17 protein-coding genes are annotated in these 18,958 nt (G+C 74.2%); 12 read left to right on the plus strand and 5 right to left on the minus strand.

Annotation, left to right across the window (positions count from 1 at the left end; all coding sequences use genetic code 11):
* Window positions 1-77 precede the first annotated feature (77 nt).
* The 6 genes from ACWIYF_RS09725 to ACWIYF_RS09750 all read left to right on the plus strand — a co-directional run bounded on the left by ACWIYF_RS09725 (window position 78) and on the right by ACWIYF_RS09750 (window position 5,114).
* Window positions 78-1,331, plus strand: a complete 1,254-nt coding sequence (locus ACWIYF_RS09725) for a class I SAM-dependent RNA methyltransferase (protein WP_448627918.1) — start codon at window positions 78-80, stop codon at window positions 1,329-1,331.
* Window positions 1,332-1,400: 69 nt separating this feature from the next.
* Window positions 1,401-2,102 carry an SGNH/GDSL hydrolase family protein gene (locus tag ACWIYF_RS09730; protein WP_448627919.1) on the plus strand — a complete coding sequence of 234 codons (702 nt, stop codon included), beginning with the start codon at window positions 1,401-1,403 and terminating at the stop codon, window positions 2,100-2,102.
* A 23-nt stretch (window positions 2,103-2,125) separates the two neighbouring features.
* Window positions 2,126-2,356: a DUF4177 domain-containing protein gene (locus ACWIYF_RS09735; protein WP_448627920.1), complete on the plus strand. Its 231-nt coding sequence runs from the start codon at window positions 2,126-2,128 to the stop codon at window positions 2,354-2,356.
* A gap of 40 nt (window positions 2,357-2,396) precedes the next feature.
* Entirely contained in the window at window positions 2,397-2,765 is a 369-nt protein-coding gene (locus ACWIYF_RS09740; protein WP_448627921.1) for a hypothetical protein, read from the plus strand.
* 121 nt (window positions 2,766-2,886) lie between these two features.
* Complete coding sequence (gene dxs, locus ACWIYF_RS09745; RefSeq protein WP_448627922.1) at window positions 2,887-4,815, plus strand: 1-deoxy-D-xylulose-5-phosphate synthase; 1,929 nt, start codon at window positions 2,887-2,889, stop codon at window positions 4,813-4,815.
* Window positions 4,812-5,114: a thiamine-binding protein gene (locus tag ACWIYF_RS09750; protein WP_448627923.1), complete on the plus strand. Its 303-nt coding sequence runs from the start codon at window positions 4,812-4,814 to the stop codon at window positions 5,112-5,114. Before dxs ends, ACWIYF_RS09750 begins: the two co-directional genes overlap by 4 nt.
* Here ACWIYF_RS09750 and ACWIYF_RS09755 read toward each other — a convergent pair.
* The gene (locus ACWIYF_RS09755) at window positions 5,095-5,568 is read right to left on the minus strand and encodes a pyridoxamine 5'-phosphate oxidase family protein (protein ID WP_448627924.1); all 474 of its coding nucleotides are present in this window, start codon (window positions 5,566-5,568) and stop codon (window positions 5,095-5,097) included. The genes ACWIYF_RS09750 and ACWIYF_RS09755 overlap by 20 nt on opposite strands.
* 63 nt (window positions 5,569-5,631) lie before the next feature.
* On the opposite strand from ACWIYF_RS09755, the gene ACWIYF_RS09760 reads away from it, so the two are divergent.
* The 4 genes from ACWIYF_RS09760 (at window position 5,632) to ACWIYF_RS09775 (ending at window position 11,848) form a co-directional block, all read left to right on the plus strand.
* Window positions 5,632-5,961: an ArsR/SmtB family transcription factor gene (locus ACWIYF_RS09760; RefSeq protein WP_448627925.1), complete on the plus strand. Its 330-nt coding sequence runs from the start codon at window positions 5,632-5,634 to the stop codon at window positions 5,959-5,961.
* Entirely contained in the window at window positions 5,948-6,499 is a 552-nt protein-coding gene (locus tag ACWIYF_RS09765; protein WP_448627926.1) for an SRPBCC domain-containing protein, read from the plus strand. Before ACWIYF_RS09760 ends, ACWIYF_RS09765 begins: the two co-directional genes overlap by 14 nt.
* Before the next feature lie 681 nt (window positions 6,500-7,180).
* A complete protein-coding gene (locus ACWIYF_RS09770; protein ID WP_448627927.1) occupies window positions 7,181-11,386 on the plus strand; it encodes a fibronectin type III domain-containing protein in 4,206 nt (1,401 codons plus the stop codon).
* 255 nt (window positions 11,387-11,641) lie between these two features.
* On the plus strand, window positions 11,642-11,848 hold the full coding sequence (locus ACWIYF_RS09775; RefSeq protein WP_448627928.1) for a hypothetical protein: 207 nt from the start codon (window positions 11,642-11,644) through the stop codon (window positions 11,846-11,848).
* Between the two features lie 384 nt (window positions 11,849-12,232).
* On the opposite strand, the gene ACWIYF_RS09780 is transcribed toward ACWIYF_RS09775, so the two are convergent.
* The 4 genes from ACWIYF_RS09780 to ACWIYF_RS09795 all read right to left on the minus strand — a co-directional run bounded on the left by ACWIYF_RS09780 (window position 12,233) and on the right by ACWIYF_RS09795 (window position 16,372).
* Entirely contained in the window at window positions 12,233-13,597 is a 1,365-nt protein-coding gene (locus ACWIYF_RS09780; protein ID WP_448627929.1) for a sensor histidine kinase, read from the minus strand.
* A 178-nt stretch (window positions 13,598-13,775) separates the two neighbouring features.
* Window positions 13,776-14,186, minus strand: coding sequence for a response regulator (locus tag ACWIYF_RS09785; protein WP_448627930.1), 411 nt, complete (start codon window positions 14,184-14,186; stop codon window positions 13,776-13,778).
* Between the two features lie 189 nt (window positions 14,187-14,375).
* Window positions 14,376-15,536 (minus strand): HRDC domain-containing protein, encoded by a 1,161-nt coding sequence (locus ACWIYF_RS09790; RefSeq protein WP_448627931.1) that lies wholly within the window; start codon window positions 15,534-15,536, stop codon window positions 14,376-14,378.
* A 212-nt stretch (window positions 15,537-15,748) separates the two neighbouring features.
* Window positions 15,749-16,372 carry a DUF3000 domain-containing protein gene (locus tag ACWIYF_RS09795; RefSeq protein ID WP_448627932.1) on the minus strand — a complete coding sequence of 208 codons (624 nt, stop codon included), beginning with the start codon at window positions 16,370-16,372 and terminating at the stop codon, window positions 15,749-15,751.
* 98 nt (window positions 16,373-16,470) lie between these two features.
* Here ACWIYF_RS09795 and hemE point away from each other — a divergent pair, with 98 nt between their 5' ends.
* Window positions 16,471-17,550 carry a uroporphyrinogen decarboxylase gene (gene hemE / locus ACWIYF_RS09800; protein ID WP_448627933.1) on the plus strand — a complete coding sequence of 360 codons (1,080 nt, stop codon included), beginning with the start codon at window positions 16,471-16,473 and terminating at the stop codon, window positions 17,548-17,550.
* A complete protein-coding gene (gene hemG, locus ACWIYF_RS09805; protein WP_448627934.1) occupies window positions 17,547-18,908 on the plus strand; it encodes a protoporphyrinogen oxidase in 1,362 nt (453 codons plus the stop codon). Before hemE ends, hemG begins: the two co-directional genes overlap by 4 nt.
* Window positions 18,909-18,958 lie beyond the last annotated feature (50 nt).

Here is an 18,958-nt window from a genome sequence, read left to right on the forward strand (position 1 = left end):
CCCCCCACGGCTCGCAGGCTCGCCGCGGGGCCCTGCAGGGGGCCGATCCGGGGCGCGGCCATGGGTGGACCGGTCGCGTGCTCGAGGTCGAGGTGGGGCCGGTCGCGCACGGCGGGCACTGCGTGGCCCGGTCCGAGGGCCGGGTGGTGTTCGTCCGGCACGCGCTGCCGGGGGAGCGGGTCGTCGTCCGCGTGACCGAGGACCGGCATCCCGGCTACTGCCGCGCCGACGCGATCGAGGTCCTGCGGGCGCACCCGTCGCGCGTCGAGCGCCCCTGCCCGTACAGCGGCCCGGGGAAGTGCGGCGGGTGCGACTGGCAGCACGTGGCGCCGGAGGAGCAGCGCCGGCTCAAGGCCGACGTCGTCCGGGAGCAGCTGGCCCGCCTCGCCCGCCTCGAGGACGTCGACGTCGTGGTCGACGAGCTGCCCGGCGGGCCGCTGCGCTGGCGCTCGCGCACGCGGTTCGCCGTCGACCGCACCGGCACGCCCGGCCTGCGGCGGCACCGCTCGCACGACGTCGTCCCGCTCGGGGACTGCCCGATCACCGTCGAGCCCGCGGCGCGCGCCGTCCTCGACCGGCGCTGGCCGGGCGCCGGGGCGGTGGACGTGTCGATCGACGCGGCCGGCGTCGTCACCACCACCCGGCTGGACCGCCGGGGCAAGCCGCAGTCCACCCGCGTCCTGCGGCCGGGGTCGGACGTGCCCGAGCAGCCGTCCGGACGGGCGGAGCGGCACGCCGGCGGCCGCGACTGGGAGGTCGAGGGCACCGGCTTCTGGCAGGTCCACCCCGCCGCTGCCGACGCGCTGGTCGACGCGGTGGCCGGCTTCGCCCGGGTGCGGGAGGGCGAGACGGTCCTCGACCTCTACGCCGGCGCCGGGCTGTTCGGCGGCGCGCTCGCCCCGGCCGTGGGGCTCGGCGGCCGCGTGGTGTGCGTCGAGGCCGACCCCGGCGCCTGCGCGGCCGCCGACGCCAACCTCGCCGGCCTGCCGCAGGCCGAGATCTGGCAGGGCGAGGTGGACGCCGAGGGGCTGCGCGAGCTGCTCGTCGAGCTGGGCGGGGCGCCGGACGTCGTCGTCCTGGACCCGCCGCGGGCCGGCGCCGGGCCGGCGGTGAGCCGGCTGCTCGCCGGCACGGGGGCGCGCGCGGTCGTGTACGTGGCGTGCGACCCGGCGTCGCTGGCCCGGGACGTCGCCGCGTTCGCGGACGCGGGCTACCGCCTGGCGGCGGTCCGCGGGTTCGACGCCTTCCCGATGACCGCGCACGTGGAGTGCGTCGCTCTCCTGGAACCAGCGTTGCCGGAACCCACCAGTGGGGCGGGTGATCACTCGTGAGGAGGACCTCGAGCCCCATCGGGTGAGAACGGGGGTGCTGCGCGGGAATCGCCCCTTACCTTCCCGGTCGTGCCAGGTCAGCGCCGTACCGCCGGGACGCTCGTCGTCCTCCTGGCGCTCGCCGGGGTGCTGGCCGTCCTGCTGCCGCGGCTGGCCGGCGCGGGCCTCCCCGGCCCGGTGGCGCTCGACCTGCCGCCGGTCGCCGACGACGTCCCGACGGTGGTCTTCCTCGGCGACTCGTGGACGGTGGGGCGCGGGGCGACCGACCTGCAGGGCTACGCCGTCCGCACCGCCGCGGAGCTCGGCTGGCACGCGCGGGTGCTCGGCGTCGGCGGCAGCGGGTACAGCGTGCCGGGGCCGCACGGGAACGTCTTCGCCGAGCGGCTCGGGGCGGCGGTCGACCCCGCGCCCGCCGTGATCGTCGTCCAGGGCAGCCTCAACGAGCGGCACAGCACCCCGGAGGCGCTCACCGCGGCGGCCACGGCCACCCTCACCGCGCTCCGGGACTCGGCCGACCCGGCGACCCGGATCGTCGTGGTGGGCGCGGCCGACAACCCCGGGACGCCCGACGCCACGATCGACTGGATCAACCGCGCCATCGGGGCGGCCGCGGCGGAGGCCGGCCTGACCTTCGTCGACCCCGCGGCCGAGGGCTGGCTCGACCGGGACGACCCCTGGCTCTGGGCCGACACGATCCACCCGAGCGACCTGGGCCACCTGCTGTTCGCCGAGCGGCTGGCCCCGCAGGTCCGGGGGCCGAGGGGGGCCTGAGGCCCACCGGCTACCGTGCGGGGGTGACCACCTGGGAATACGCCTCGGTCATCACCGCCAACGATGCCGAGAGCCAGCGCGCGGGGGTGAGCGTGAAGCTCCCCGGCGGAGCGCTGGAGCGGCAGCAGGGCGACACCAGCTCGGTGCTCAACCGGCTCGGCGAGCAGGGCTGGGAGCTCGTGAGCTACCACTCCAGCGGCGCCGGCACGTGGGGCTTCGAGCAGTTCTGGCTCAAGCGGCCCACGTCGTCCTGAGCGCGCCCGCCCGTCGGTGGGCGGGTGCATGGTGAGCTCCGTGGACGCGACGGTGCCCCCCGGCTGGCCCGAGGAGGTCCGGCCGCCCGGCGCTCCCGACTGGGAGCGGACGGCGGTCGCCTGGCTGTTCGACCTGGTGCCGCCGGACTACCGCGCTCACGAGGTGCTGCGCCGCTACCCGGTGCTGCTCGCCCGCTTCGCCGGCGACCACGTCGCCGCGGGGCTCGAGGCGGCCCGCAAGGGCTGGCGGACGGTGCGCGTGGAGCTCGCCGACCAGCTGCCCGCCGACGCCATGGAGGCGGCCATGACCGCCTACGAGCGCGAGGGCACCCGGCTGGCCGCCGCCGCCCGGGGGATCGAGGTGGTCGCGAGCGCGCTGCGGGGGGAGCGCTGGGTCCCGCGGCTGTGAGCGGGCCGCCGGGGGGACCGCGCTCACCCTGAGGGCCCCGGCGGGCGCGGCTACAGTGGGTCGGCGGCCGTCTTCTGCGAGCCGTGCTCAGCCGCCGACGGAGAGAGGACACCGCCGAGCCGTGCCGCTCCTGCGATCGCTCCGGGGTCCCGCCGACCTCCGGGCGCTGCCCGCCGACCAGCTCCCCCTCCTCGCGGCCGAGATCCGCGACGCGCTGGTGACCAGCGTGGCCAAGACCGGCGGCCACCTCGGCCCCAACCTGGGCGCGGTCGAGCTGACCATCGCCCTGCACCGCGTGTTCGACTCCCCGCGCGAGCCGATCGTCTTCGACACCGGCCACCAGGCCTACGTGCACAAGATGCTCACCGGCCGGGTCGACGCCTTCGACCGGCTGCGCCAGCGCGACGGGCTGTCGGGCTACCCCAGCCGCGCCGAGAGCGAGCACGACTGGGTGGAGAACAGCCACGCCTCGACGGCGCTGTCCTACGCCGACGGCCTGGCCAAGGCCTTCGCCATCCGCGGCGACCAGCGGCCGGTCGTGGCGGTCGTCGGCGACGGCGCGCTGACCGGCGGCATGTCCTGGGAGGCGCTGAACAACATCGCCGCCGCCCAGGAGCGCCCGGTCGTCATCGTCGTCAACGACAACGGTCGCTCCTACTCGCCGACGATCGGCGGCGTCGCCGACGCGCTGGCCACCCTGCGGCTGCGCCCCGGCTACGAGCAGGCGCTGCTCGCCGTCCGCCAGGCGCTGCACAAGGCCCCGGTGGTCGGCCCGGCGCTCTACGACGCGCTGCACGCGATCAAGAAGGGCCTCAAGGACGTCCTGTCGCCGCAGGGCATGTTCGAGGACCTCGGGATGAAGTACGTCGGTCCGGTCGACGGGCACGACATCGAGGCCATGGAGTCGGCGCTGCGCCGGGCCCGCTCCTTCGGCGGGCCGGTGATCGTGCACGCCGTCACCACGAAGGGCTTCGGCTACCCGCCGGCCGAGACCGACCAGATCGACGCCTGGCACGCCACCGGCGTCTTCGACCCCGACAGCGGCACCAGCGCCCGCAAGGCGGGGCTCGCCTGGACCGACGCCTTCGCCGACGAGCTGGTCCGCATCGGTGCCGAGCGGCCGGACGTCGTCGCGATCACCGCGGCGATGCTGCACCCGACCGGGCTCGCGCCGTTCGCCGAGCGGTTCCCCGAGCGCGCCTTCGACGTCGGCATCGCCGAGCAGCACGCGCTGACCTCGGCCGCGGGGCTGGCGATGGGCGGGCTGCACCCGGTCGTCGCCGTGTACTCGACGTTCCTGAACCGGGCGTTCGACCAGTTGCTCATGGACGTCGCGCTGCACCGGCAGCCGGTCACCGTCGTCCTCGACCGGGCCGGGGTCACCGGGGACGACGGCGCCTCGCACAACGGCATGTGGGACATGTCGATCCTCTCCGTCGTCCCGGGGCTGCGGTTGGCCGCGCCGCGCGACGAGGCGACCCTGCGCGAGGAGCTGCGCGAGGCGGTCGAGGTGACCGACGGCCCCACCGTCGTCCGCTTCCCGAAGGGCTCGCTGCCGCCGGACATCCCGGCGCTGGAGCGGCGCGGTCCGGTCGACGTCCTCCGCCGGGGCGCGCGCAACGACGTCCTGCTGGTCGCCGTCGGCTCGATGGCGCCGGTCTGCCTGGCCGCCGCCGAGCGGGCCGCCGACCACGGCATCGAGGTCACCGTCGTCGACCCGCGCTGGGTGCTGCCGGTGTCGCCGAAGCTGGTCGACCAGGCCGCCGGCTACCGGCTCGTGGTCACCGTCGAGGACGGCGGCCGCGCCGGCGGGGTCGGGACGACGCTGAGCCAGGCGCTGCAGGACCGGCAGATCGACGTCCCGGTGCGGGCCCTCGGCCTGCCGCAGCGGTTCTTCACGCACGGCAGCCGGGGCCAGGTGCTCGCCGACGCCGGGCTCACCGAGCAGGACGTCGCCCGGCGCATCGCCGAGTGGACGGCGGTGCTCACCGAGCGGGCCGAGGGCGCGCCGCGCGCCGTCCAGGGCGAGCCGGTGGAGGGTCAGCAGTGAGCGACACGTCGGGGGAGTGGGTGATCGCGGAGATCCAGGTGGCGCCCTCGCCGCCGGGGACACGGGACAACCCGCACGCCCACGTGGAGGCCGCGATCGAGGTGATCGCGGGCTCCGGGCTGCGCTACGAGGTCGGGGCGCTCGGCACGACGCTCGAGGGCGAGGCCGACGCGGTGTGGGACACCCTGCGCGCCGCCCACGAGGCGATGCTGCTGGCCGGCGCCAACGGCGGGCTGTCGCACGTCAAGATCGCGTCCGTCCAGCGCACGATGAGCCAGCTCACGCAGAAGTTCCGCTGAACCGCGCCCGCTCGATCGCCAGGTGCCGCTCGCGCCAGCGTTCGGCGATGACCTCCTCGGGCGTCCCGTCGTCGTAGGCGGGCGAGATCAGCTCCTCCGCGCGCTCCACGTCGATCACTACCACGGCCTGAGCCGGGGGAGCGGTCGGTGGGCGGTCGTACCAGGCGACGATCTCCTCGAACACCGGCCCGCTCGTGTGCACCGTGCCCCGGCCGGAGAACCGCCACCCCCTGCGCCGGATCGGGTCGACCACGTTCACCTCGACCGCCGGGTTGACCGCCAGGTTGGCCACCGTGCCGGGGGAGTGGATGTGCAGGAACACGAGCCGGCCGTCGTCCCACACCCGCGTCGTCCCCTTCGGTGACAGCGCGGGCGTCCCGTCCGGCCGCACCGTGGCCACGAAGCCGAGGCTCTGCTCGGTGACCACCCGCTTCATCTGCTCGGTCAGCCGCATGCCGCCGAGCCTGGCACTCGGTCGCCATTGACATGTGACCTTTTGGTCACCTATCCTCTGCGCGTGGCGGACGACGACCGCGTGTTCAAGGCGCTGGCCGATCCGACGCGCCGGTTCCTGCTCGACCTGCTGTTCGCCCGCGACGGGCGGACGCTGACCGAGCTCGAGTCGCAGCTGGACATGACGCGCTACGGCGTCATGAAGCACCTGCGGGTCCTCGAGGAGGCCGACCTCGTGGTGACCCGGCGGCAGGGGCGGGAGAAGCTCCACTTCCTCAACCCGGTGCCGATCCGCGAGATCCACGACCGGTGGATCGACAAGTACACGGAGCGCCACGTCGGGGCGCTCATCGACCTCAAGCGCGAGTTGGAGAGCGACCATGACGAGTACTGAGACGGTGCCGGCCGAGCGGGCCACGACGACCCGGGTGCACCGCGTCTTCATCAAGGCGACGCCCGAGCGGATCTGGCAGGCGATCACCGACCCGGAGTGGAACGGCCGGTACGGCTACGGGGCCGCGGCCGAGTACGACCTCCGCCCCGGCGGGGCGTACCGCTCGTACCCGTCGGAGGCGATGAAGCGGGCGTCGGCCGAGCTGGGCTACCCGCAGCCGCCGGAGGTGATCGTGGACGGCGAGGTGATCCTTGCCGAGCCGCCGCACAAGCTGGTGCAGACGTGGCGGATGCTCATGGACCCGACGACGGCCGCCGAGGGCTTCAGCCGGCTGACCTACGACATCGCCGGGCCCGGTCCGGATGGCGTCTGCCGGCTCACCGTCACCCACGAGCTGGGCGGCATGCCGGCGCTGGCCGCGATGGTCGCCGGCACCGAGGAGCTCGGCGCCCCCGGCGGCGGCGGGTGGGACTGGGTGCTCAGCGACCTCAAGACCCTGCTGGAGACCGGCGCGGCCTTCTCCCAGCCCGCCGCCTGACCCGCGCCGGTCCCGGGGCTCGGTACGGAAGGCCCCCGGGACGCCTCGCCCATCGGGTGGCCGCTCATGCAGTCCACGCCGCGGGCGATCGCGACGTCGTAGGCGCCGAAAGGCGCTACGATGGTCAGCCGCTGGTCGCACTCACGTTGCGGCGCAGCACCTCGCGGATGCAGCGCACGACCAGGTCGTCGGCGAGAGGCGTAGAGCCCTCTGCTGAAGTGCCATGTCCCGCTCCCTGCGCGGGGTCGTCTTCGTCGACGGCGGTACCGGCCCAGGAGCACCGCAGATCACTGGCTACCCACGGGTGAACCCGAGGCCCAGCTCGGCCCGGAATGTCCGGGACCTCTGCGCAGACCCGACACCCTTCTGTCAAGATCCACCGCCCCGACCCCCCCAATGGGGGGACGCCGAATCGGTGGTTTGGGGGTCGATATCCCCCTCTGCACCACGGATCGTCGCTCTGGGCGATGGCATCGCGTCGTCGCCGGACCCGAGAGCACATGCCGGTGCGGGCGCTCCGGCAAGGGGGGAATCCACGTGCAGAGTCCATTCAACCCCGGGCGAGGCGCAGCCGCGTCACCGGTGAAGACACCCGGTGGCCGGCACCTCACACCAGCCACGGGCAGCAGCGCCTGGCGGCGCCTTCTCGCCGGCGCGCTGGCCCTGATCACAGCCGTGGGCGTGAGCGTGCTGTTCGCGCCGTCGGCCTCCGCGGCCCTCTCCTCGTTCGGACCGATCGACCCCGTCTCGAAGTTCCCGACCTACTACACGGACGCCAACGGGCTGAGCCTGCAGATGTGCCAGGACGGGCCGCCGCTCTGCTTGTCCGGTCCGGAGCTGATCCAGGACGTCAACGCTGCCGGCGGCGATGCCGAGGCGTTCTACTGGGCGGCCGACGCCGACGTGGGTCCGATCACCGTGCACAATGCCCTGGAGGCGGCGTACGCGGGAGCCGGTCCTGACCAGGAAGCGGTGTTCATGCGCACCCAGATCGCCGCGCAGGACGGCGGCCTGACGCCGGGTGTCACCTACAAGGTCACCGACCCGTACGGCCCCCTGACCTGCACCGCGGACGCCAACGGCGAGATGCGCAACAACTCCTGCCGGACTGAGACTGACGTGGTCGGGGGGGAGTTCCAGCGCCCGCTGAGTGGCCGGATCGGCCCCTTCCTGACCTGGGACACGATGGGCACGACCGGTGCCGGCGCTCCGCCCGCCGGTTACATCGGTGACGGCGACACGACCCTCCACAAGGTGAAGGGCTCTCCGACCGGCTTCAACAAGGTCCGCATCGAAGGACCGGGCATCAACAGTGGCACCACGGATGCCTGCCCGGACGTCCCCGGTCCGATCGCGGACTGCGCCGAGACGGACCTCTTCAACGTCTGGGGCAAGGTCCAGGACACGTCCGCGCTGGCGTCGATCGTGCAGACCCCGGCGGGCAACTCGACGAACGTGACGACGGCGACGAACGTCACCGCCACCTACCGCACGGACGTGCAGGGCGTCTCCGGTTCGACGTTCACCCTGAAGGACCCGGCGGGCGCGACGATCCCCGCGACCGTTACCTACGACGCCGCTACCCACGTGGCGACGCTCGACCCGACGGCGAACCTGGCGGCCAGCACGAAGTACACGGCCGCGCTCACGGGGATCCGGGACGCAGCGGGCCCGGTGGCCGACGTCTCCTGGAGCTTCACCACGGCCGCTGCGTTCAACGGCGCGGGCTTGAAGTCGTTCGGTCCGATCGACCCGACCACGCTGTTCCCGGCGTACTACACGGACGCCAAGGCGCTGAGCCTGCAGTTGTGCCAGGACGGTCCGGATCTCTGCCTGGCCGGCCCTGAGTCGATCGAGGCCGTCAACGCGTCCGGTGCCGACGCCGAGGCGTTCTACTACGCCGCGGACGCCGACGTGGGTGCGGTCACCGTGCACAACGCTCTCGAGGCGGCGTACGCGGGAGCCGGTCCTGGCCAGGAAGCGGTGTTCATGCGCACCCAGATCGCCGCGCAGGACGGCGGCCTGACGCCCGGTGCCGAGTACAAGGTCACCGACCCGTACGGCCCCCTGAGCTGCACCGCCGACGCCAACGGCGAGATGCGCAACAACTCCTGCCGGACCGAGACGACCGTGGTCGGCGGCGACTTCCAGCGCGCGCTGCCGGGCCGGATCGCCCCCTTCCTGACCTGGGACACCTACGGCAGCGCGACGGGCGCCCCCCCGGTGGGCTACATCGGTGACAACGTCACCCCTCACAAGGTGACGGGTTCGCCGACCGGCTTCAACAAGGTCCGCATTGAGGGTCCGGGCATCAACAGTGGCACCACGGATGCCTGCCCGGACGTCCCCGGTGACATCGCGAACTGCGCCGAGACGGATCTCTTCGTCGTCCAGGGCAAGGTGGCGCAGGACACGACGGCACCGACGGTGACCGCGAAGACCCCGGCGGACACCGCCACGAACGTGGCAGTGGCCACCGACGTCACCGCGACCTTCAGTGAGGGCGTGGACGGCGTGTCCGCTACGACGTTCACCCTGAAGGACGCCGCGGGGGCGACGATCCCCGGGACCGTGACGCGGACCGGGACCAGCAACCAGTGGGTCCTCAAGCCGAACGCCAACCTGGCGTTCAGCACCTCCTACACGGCCACGCTGACCGGTGGCGCGCAGGCGATCCGGGACGCGGCGAACAACCCGCTGACCACCGTCACCTGGAACTTCACGACGGTCGCGGCTCCGGACACCACGGCTCCGACCGTGACCGGCCAGGCGCCGTCTGCGAACGCGACGGGGGTCGGGTCGACGTCGAACGTGACCGCGACCTTCAGCGAGGACGTGCAGGGCGTGGACGGGACCACCTACACGCTGCGGGCGGCCGGCAGCACGACCGACGTTCCGGCGACGGTGAGCTACAACGCCGCCACCAAGGTGGCCATGCTGGACCCGACCGCCGACCTGGCGTTCAGCACCTCCTACACGGCCACGCTGACCGGTGGCGCGCAGGCGATCCGGGACGCGGCGAACAACCCGCTGACCACCGTCACCTGGAGCTTCACCACGGCCCCACCGCCCGCGACGGCCCCGGCCGCCCCGGCGGCGCCGACGGCGACGGCGGGCAACGCGTCGGCGACGGTGAACTGGACGGCTCCGGCCAACGGCGGCGCGGCGATCACCGGGTACACGGTGCGGACGTACAACGCGGCGACCGGCGCTCTGGTCGGTACTCCGCTGACCGTCGGCAACGTGACCACGGCGAACGTGACCGGGCTGACCAACGGCACCGGCTACCAGTTCACGGTGGCGGCGATCAACTCCGTGGGCACCAGCGCGGAGTCGGTCAAGAGCACCGCGGTCACCCCGGCCGCTCCGGCCACGGCTCCGGCCGCCCCGGCGGCGCCGACGGCGACGGCGGGCAACGCGTCGGCGACGGTGAACTGGACGGCTCCGGCCAACGGCGGCGCGGCGATCACCGGGTACACGGTGCGGACGTACAACGCGGCGACCGGCGCTCTGGTCGGTACTCCGCTGACCGTCGGCAACGTGACCACGGCGAACGTGACCGGGCTGACCAACGGCACCGGCTACCAGTTCACGGTGGCGGCGATCAACTCCGTGGGCACCAGCGCGGAGTCGGTCAAGAGCACCGCGGTCACCCCGGCCGCTCCGGCCACGGCTCCGGCCGCCCCGGCGGCGCCGACGGCGACGGCGGGCAACGCGTCGGCGACGGTGGCGTGGGCGGCTCCCGCCAACAACGGTTCGCCGATCACCGGCTACACCGTGCGTGCCTACGCCGGCGCCGCGACCACCGCGGCGATCACCGCACCGGCTGCCGCGACGGCGACGAGCCTGAATCTGACCGGGCTGACCAACGGCACGTCGTACACCTTCACGGTGACGGCGACCAACAGCGTGGGCACCAGCCCGGAGTCGCCGAAGAGCAACGCGGTGACGCCGGCGGCAGCGACGACGTCCACGGCCCCGGCCACCCCGGCGGCGCCGACGGCGACGGCGGGCAACACCACGGCGACGGTGAACTGGACGGCTCCGGCGAACGGCGGCTCGGCGATCACCGGCTACACGCTGCGGGTGTTCACCGGCACGACTCAGGTCGGCGCCGACCGCGTCCTGGGCAACGTCACCACGACCACGGTGACGGGGCTGACCAACGGCACCGCGTACACCTTCCGGGTGGCGGCGACCAACGCGATCGGGACCAGCGCGTTCTCCGCCGCGAGCACCGCGGTGACCCCGACCGCGCCGCCGCCGACGTCCACGGCCCCGGCCACCCCGGCGGCGCCGACGGCGACGGCGGGCAACACCGCGGCGACGGTGAGCTGGACGGCTCCGGCGAACGGCGGCTCGGCGATCACCGGCTACACACTGCGGGTGTTCACCGGCACGACCCAGGTCGGCGCCGACCGCGTCCTGGGCAACGTCACCACGACCACGGTGACGGGGCTGACCAACGGCACCGCGTACACCTTCCGGGTGGCGGCGACCAACGCGATCGGGACCAGCGCGTTCTCCGCCGCGAGCACCGCGGTGACCCCGACCGCCGACACCACGGCGCCCACGGTCACCGCCCGGACGCCGCTGGCCAACGCCACGGGGGTCAGCCGCACGGCCAATGTCACCGTGACGTTCAGCGAGGCGGTCCAGGGGGTCAGCACGACCACGTTCCTCCTGAGGACCCCGACCGGCACCAACGTCGCTGCCACCGTGACCAGGAACGGGACCACCAACGAGTGGATCCTTGACCCCTCGGTGACGCTCACGGCGAACACCCGGTACACCGTGGCCCTGGCGGGCGGACCCAATGCCATCCGGGACCTCGCGAACAACCCGTTGACCACGGTGGGGTACGTCTTCACCACCGGCGCCGTCTGATGGCCGGCCCTGACCCCAGGGGAGTGACGATGTGACCTGACAGATCACGTCCGACGAGAACCTCCGGGGCGTGGAGTGCTACTGCCGAAGGCAGCCACTCCGCGCCCCGGAGGTTTTCGCACGGGGACCGGTCGTCTTGCCTGCGCCCTCACGGCAAGGCGCCGGACGGGCTGCCGAGCCCGAGGCCGCGCTGCGCCGCGGAGGAGCCGAGCACCGATACGTGCCCACGCTGATGACCACCCCCGCTTCGGCTGGGTGCTCGGCTACACCATCGCCGCTGAGATCGGCGACATCACTCGGTTCTCCACGGAGCTGTTCGGCTGCACCGGCCTGTGCCCCTCGATCGAGGGAGCACTCACGCAGATCGCCGGCAGCAGATCGCGGCGGGACAGCTCGCCCAGTACCCAGGCGTCGACCTTGTCGGTCTCGCAGGCGAGCGCAAGCGAAGCCCCTTGGCCTTGACCGCGTCGGCGTTCTCGACGGTCCAGCCGCTGCGCTCCAGCCGAGCTGGTGGTGGACGAACCGCGCACCGTTCATCGACTCGATCACGGCTGTGATCGGTTGCCCGAGCGGCTCCGGCCGGTAGGCCGGCGAGGCCAGGCCGCCGACGTCTGGGGCCGCCGTCGTCACCGCGAGCGACGTGCCTTGTCTGCGCAACATGAGGACCGGGCCTCCTTCCGTCACGCATTCCGGCTCTCACCGCAAGCGTCATCCGGGGCGAGGCCCCCGTCTCCATGGCATTCAGATGAGCCGGGACGGGGACCATCGACAGGCCCCCCGTCGGCGGCGCCGGCCTCGACAGCCGCTGCACCGCACACCCGCCGAGGCGGTCCGGCCGGACCGGACTCAGGAGTCGTCGACGGAGTCTCCGACCGGGAGGACGGCCTCGAGTGCCGCGCCGCCCTCCTCCCGGTTCGTGAGGCTGAACGTGCCGCCCGCCTCGGTGATCCGCTCGCGCACCAGCCGCAGCCCGAAGTGCCCGTTGGACTCGGCCCGCTCCACGATCTCGGGGGCCTCCTCGTCGGGTTCGCCGGGCAGGCCCACGCCGTCGTCCTCGACCGTGAGCCGCACAGCCGGGGACCCGTCGAGCTCCGCCTCCCGCAGCCGGATCAGCACCGTGTTCGCCTCGGCGTGCTTGGCGACGTTGGTCAGCGCCTCCTTGGCGGTGCGGTAGACGATGGCCGCCGAGGCCGACGACATGGCGGGCAGGGGCTCGGCATCGACCTGCACGATGAGGTCCTTCTCCTCGCCCAGCTCGCTGGCGAGGCCCTTGATCGCATCGGGCAGGCCCGGGCCGCTGAGGTCCGGCGGGTAGATGTCGACCATGAGGCGGCGCAGCGAGGCGACGGCCCTGCGGGTGGCGGTCACCATGCGGTCCACCGTGGCCTGCTGCCGTTCGGGCAGGCCCGGCTTCAGGGCGGACAGCCCGTAGCTCACCCCCGCGAGGTCCTGCACCGGGCCGTCGTGCAGGTCGGCGGCGATCATCCGCCGCTCGCGGTCGGAAGCGGCCAGGTTCCGCTGGACGAGCTCGGTCCGCTCGGCCTGCTGCCGGCTGAGCCGGCGGGCCATGGACGCGGCGATGGGGAACTGCAGGACCTGGAGCACGACGAGGGTCCCGAGGGCCAGCGGCAGGGTTCGCTGCCGCAGGAGCGCCGCGTCCTGCTCGATCATCGCCGTGCTGAAGTAGGCCTCGAAGGCCAGGTCCCGCCCGCCCGCCGAGATGGGGGCGTAGACCTCGAGCTGCGGCTCGGCGTGCAGGTCAACATCGTCGACCTCGGAGTCGTCGTCGATGTCCGAGGTGACGTCGCCGTCGATGGCGGCCAGCAGCTCGGGCGTGGGCTGAACCTTCGTGCCGATCCGGTCCCTGTCGGGGGAGTAGAGCATCACGCCTTCTTCGTTCCAGACGAAGACCTCGGTGATGCTGCCGTCGCGCATCCGGATCCTCAAGATCTGGTCGAGGTCGTTCTGGTCCTCGGTCTCGCCGTTGAGCACGTTGCCCAGGAGCGGTTCCACGAGGAGCTCGGCCATGCGGCTCGTGGTCAGCTCCGCCTCGCGGCGCGCGCTGTCGCGCGCGAGCTTCTCGGTGATGAGGATCGTGATGGCCGCGACGGCGAAGAGCACGACCAGCGCGACGGCGACGAAGGCGACGAGCTCCCGGCGCAGGGCACCACCGCGGCGGAGGGTCGGCAGACCCAGTCGCCTTGGTGGCATGCGTTTCCTCACACGGCTCCGCCCCCGCCGCAGCCTGCGGCCTCGCGCAGTATCTGTGCCACTGCCTCGCGGCGCCGCCCCTCCCGGGGAGATCACCCGATCAGGGCGCCGCCGTCCGGTCGCGTCGTCACCGGGGGCAGCCTACCGGTAGTGGCGGGTGACGGGTCCGGCGCGGGCGTCAGTCCTGCGGCAGGTAGGCGCGGGCCGGCGGGCTCCAGGCGCTGCCGCCCTGGGCCACCATGCGGATCGCCTCGGACAGCTCGCCCGGGTCACCGTCCTTGAGCAGGAAACCGGCCGCGCCGAGGGCATGGGCCTGCCGCACGTGGTCGACGGTGAGGCTGCCGGTCAACACCACGATCCGTGATCCGGGCTTCTCGGTGAGCAGCGCGCGGGCGGCCTCCAGGCCGTCCATCTTCGGCATGACGATGTCCATGACGACGACGTCGGGCTGGGTCTGCCGCGCCTTGTCGAGCACCCCGGTGCCGTCACAGCACTCGGCGACGACCGTGACCTCTGGCGTGCCGTTGAGCAGATCGACCAGGGCATCCCGGACCAGGTCGTTGTCCTCGACAACCATGACCTTGATCACTCGTCCTCGCTCTCGTGCCCCGTGTGCCGGTGCAGCGAACGGCCCGCCCTTGGACCACGCAGCACCTTGAGAGTGCGCTCCCACCATGCTCCGCCGGACCGCCCGGACAGGCCATGGGCGCCCCCCCAAAAGGGGGCGGATCAAGCTACCGCGCGGTACCCGCGGGTACCAACCCGGCGATCCCGGGCCTCACGCGGAGGTGGCCGCCTCGGTCAGCAGGTCGCGGGTCAGCTCGACCTGCCATTCGCGGGCGCCGCCGCTGCGCAGCGCCTCGGCCACCGCCTCGGGGCAGCGCGGCTCGGGCGGGGCCCACATCAGCCGCCGGACCAGGTCGGGGGAGAGCAGGTTCTCGACCGGCACGTGCCAGTGCTCCGACAGCTTCGCCAGCCCCGCACGGGCCTGTTGCAGCCGGGCCGCCGCGGCCGGGTCGCGGTCGGCCCAGCGGTTGACCGGCGGCGGCCCGTCACCGGGGCGGCTCTGCACGGGCAGCTCCGACTCCGGCAGCGCCCGGCCGCGGGCCAGGGCGCCGAACCAGGTGCCGACCAGCCGGCGGTTGGCGCGCCCCCGGAAGACCGGCAGCTCCAGCAGCGCGGACTCGGTCCTGGGGTCGGCCTGGACGGCGGAGACCATCGCCGAGTCGGGCAGGACCCGGCCGGGGGCGATGTCGCGCCGCCGGGCGAGGTCGTCGCGGGCCTGCCACAGCGCCCGCAGCATCCCCAGCTGCCGGCGGTTGCGCAGCCCGTGGACGCCGGAGGTCCGCCGCCACGGGTCGGGCTTGGGCGCGGGCGGCCCGGCGGCGAGGATCGCCTCGAACTCCTGCCGCGCCCACTCGGTCTTGCCCTGCTCCTCGAGGATCGCGGCGAGCGCGTCGCGCAGGTCGACCAGCACCTCGACGTCCAGCGCGGCGTAGATCAGCCACTCCTCCGGCAGGGGGCGCGTGCTCCAGTCGGCCGCGGAGTGCCCCTTCTGCAGCGAGTACCCGAGCAGGGACTCGACGACGGCGCCGAGCCCGACCCGGGGCAGGCCGGCCAGCCGGGCCGCGAGCTCGGTGTCGAAGATCTGCTTCGGGACCAGGCCGATCTCGGCCAGGCAGGGCAGGTCCTGGTTGGCCGCGTGCAGCACCCACTCGGCGTCGGCGATCGCGGCCTGGACGACGGAGAGGTCCGGCAGCGGCACGGGGTCGATCAGGCCGGTGCCGGAGCCGGTGCGGCGCAGCTGCACGAGGTACGCCCGCTGGCCGTAGCGGTAGCCGGACGCGCGCTCGGCGTCGACGGCGACCGGCCCGGACCCCGCCGCCAGTGCCTCGGCGTACTCCACCAGCTGCGTGGACGTCTCGATGACCGGCGGCAACCCCTCGCGGGGGGCGAGCAGGGGGGTCGCGGGAGGCGCGTCCTCCTCCGGCGCCGGAGTGGGCTCGGTGCTCAGAGCTCGTCCACCTTCTCGCGGATCTCGCGGTCGACCAGGGCCGGCGGAGCGGCCCGCACCCGTGCGGCCGCACCGCAACGGACAGGGGAAGAGGGCTCACCGGCTCAGCGGAGGGACTCCGCTGGCTGGTACCGATGTTAGAGAGTCTCGCTCCCGTCGCGGCCGGAGGGATCCAGCAGCCGCACTCCCGGGGGTGGCAGCCCGGCCGCGGTGCCCAGCACCTCCAGGAAGGCGGACAGGTGCCGGTCGAGCGCGCTGTTGTCCTCCGCCGTCCAGGAGGCGCGGATCTCGACCTCCACGGAGTGCTCCGGTCCGGCCAGGTCGCCGAAGCGGGTGGACGCCGTCCGGGTGACCGTTCCGCCCACCGCGTGGTGCCCCGCGCCGGCCTCGCGCAGGGCGTCGGTCAGCCAGCTCCAGGCCACCTCGGAGAACATCGTGTCGTCGACCATGGTCTCGTCGGTGACCGCCGAGACGTACCCGACGCAGCGCGTCGTGCCGTCCCACGCCTGGTGGCCGTCCGGGTCGAACAGCACGATGAACCGGCCGCTGGCGACCTCGACCTCGTCGTCGCCGTCCGGCTCGTAGACCTGAGCGCCGAGCGCGTGCGCCCACGGCGCCAGCCGCTGCGGCGCGGGGATGTGCTCGACCACGATCTCGGGGCGCGGGCGCACGGTCGCCATGGCGTCGAGGGCGGCCCGGAACGCCGCGGGCGGCTCCCCGCCGGCCGCGTCCCCGCTGCCGGCCACGCTGTGCGGCTCCACGCACGCAGGGTAGGGCGCGAACGGCGTCCGTGCGCCCGCCACGCCGCATGCGGCCAGCCCGCTTCCGTCCGTAATTGCCTGGTGGCGGACGGTGTGGCATGCGCCGTCTGGGAGACTCGGCGGTCGTGAACGCCGTGCCCGACAGCGCCGCCGCTGCCGACTCCGACCTCGTCCGCGCCGCCCGGGGGCTGCCGGTGGACCGCACCCCCGTGTGGTTCATGCGCCAGGCCGGGCGGTCGCTGCCCGAGTACCGCGCGCTGCGCGCCGGGACGGCGATGCTCGAGTCCTGCCAGGACCCGGACCTGGTCACCGAGATCACCCTGCAGCCGGTGCGCCGGCACGGGGTGGACGCCGCGATCCTGTTCTCCGACATCGTGCTGCCGCTGGTCGTGGCCGGGGTCGACATCGAGATCAAGCCGGGCGTCGGCCCGGTGGTGGCCGAGCCGGTCCGGTCGGTGTCCGACGTCGACGCGCTGCCGGCGCTGGAGCCGGAGCGGCTGGGCTTCCTCGAGACCGCCGTCCGCCGGCTGGTCGCCGAGCTCGGCCCCACGCCGCTGATCGGCTTCGCCGGCGCGCCGTTCACCCTGGCCACCTACCTGATCGAGGGCGGGCCGTCCAAGGAGCACGCCCGCACCAAGGCCTTCATGTACGCCGAGCCGGAGGCGTGGTCGCGGCTGCTGGACCGGCTGGCCGTCTCCGCGGCCACCTTCCTGCGCGCCCAGGTCGACGCCGGCGCCGCGGCGGTGCAGCTGTTCGACAGCTGGGCCGGCGTGCTGTCGGCCGCGGACTACGCCGAGCGGGTGCTGCCGCACTCCCGCGCGGTGTTCGACGGCCTCGGCGACCGCGACGTCCCGCGGATCCACTTCGGCGTGGGCACCGGGGAGCTGCTCGCGCTGATCGGCGACGCCGGAGCGGACGTCGTCGGCGTCGACTGGCGGGTGCCGCTGGACGAGGCGGCCCGCCGCGTCGGCCCCGGCCGGTCCCTGCAGGGCAACCTCGACCCCGCCGTGCTGCTCGCCGATCGGGCGACGGTCGACCGCGAGGTGCGCCGGGTCGTCGAGCAGGGCCGCGCCGCCCGCGGGCACATCTTCAACCTGGGCCACGGCGTCCTGCCCGAGACCGACCCCGGCGTGCTCACCCACGTCGTCGAGCTGGTGCACGAGCTCACCACGCGATGAGACTCGCCATCGTCGGGGCCGGCATCACCGGCCTGGCCGCCGCGTTCGAGTGGCGTCGCCGTCGTCCGGACGACGAGATCGTCGTCCTGGAGGCCGGCGACCGGATCGGCGGGAAGCTGCACCGGGTCGAGCTGGCCGGGCACTGGTACGACACCGGCCCGGAGGCGGTGCTCGCCCGCGTCCCCGAGGCTGTCGAGCTGGTCGAGGCGCTCGGCCTGGGCGACCGGCTGGTGGCGCCGACCACCACGCAGGCCTCCGTCGTCCTGCCCGACGGGCGGCACCCGCTGCCGGCCGGCACCGTCCTCGGTGTCCCGGCCTCGACCGAGGGGCTGGCCGGCTTCCTCTCCCCGGGCGGCGTCGCGCGGGTGGCCGCCGAGGCCGGGCTGCCGCCGGTGCGGCTGGACGGCGACGTGGCCGTGGGCGGGCTGCTGCGCGAGCGGCTCGGCGACGAGGTCGTCGACCGCCTGGTCGAGCCGCTGCTCGGCGGCGTCTACGCCGGGCGGGCCGACGAGCTCTCGCTGGTCGCGACGATGCCGGCCCTGGCGGCGCAACTGGCGGAGACCGGGTCGGTGCTCGCCGCGGCGGCCGCGGCCCGCGACGCCGGCGCCCGCAGCCGCGGGGACGACGACGGGCCGGTGTTCGCCACCGTCCGCGACGGCATCGGCGCGCTGCCGGCCGCCCTGGTCGCGGCGGCCCGCGCGACGGTGCGGCTGGGCACGCCGGCGCACGCGCTCCGGAGGTCGACGACCGGCTGGGAGCTCGCGGTCGGCCCCGCCGCTCGGCCTGCGACCCTGACCGCCGACGCCGTCCTCGTCACCGCGCCCGCCCCTAAGGCCGCCCGGCTGCTGGCCGGCGCCGTACCGGACGCCGAGGAGCCGCTGCGCGGCATCCCGTACGCGTCGATGGCCGTGGTGGCGATGGCGTTCCCCGCGCAGGAGGTCGCCGCCGGGTCCGGCCTGCTCGTGCCGCCGGTCACCGGCCGGCTGGTCAAGGGGGTCACCGTCTCGTCGGCGAAGTGGCCGCACCTGGCCGGCGACGTGCTGCTCGTGCGGGCCTCGGTCGGCCGGTTCCGCGACGAGTCCGAACTCCGGCGCGGGGACGACGACCTCACCGCCGCGGTCGTCGCGGACGTCGCCGACCTGCTGCAGCTCGCGCGGCCGGAGCCGGTCGAGACGCGGCTGGTCCGCTGGGGCGGCGGCCTCCCGCAGTACCTGGTCGGCCACCAGGCGCGGGTGGACGCGGTGCGCGCCGCGGTGAGCGAGCAGCCCGGGCTGGCGATCGCCGGAGCGGCGTTCCGCGGCGTGGGCGTCCCCGCCTGCATCCGGGACGCCCTGCACGCGGTCGACGCGCTGCTCTGAGCGTGGCGCGGACACCACCGCCGGCGGGGATCCGCAGGGGCTGTCGCGCC

It is taken from the genome of Geodermatophilus sp. URMC 64, from assembly GCF_053502555.1.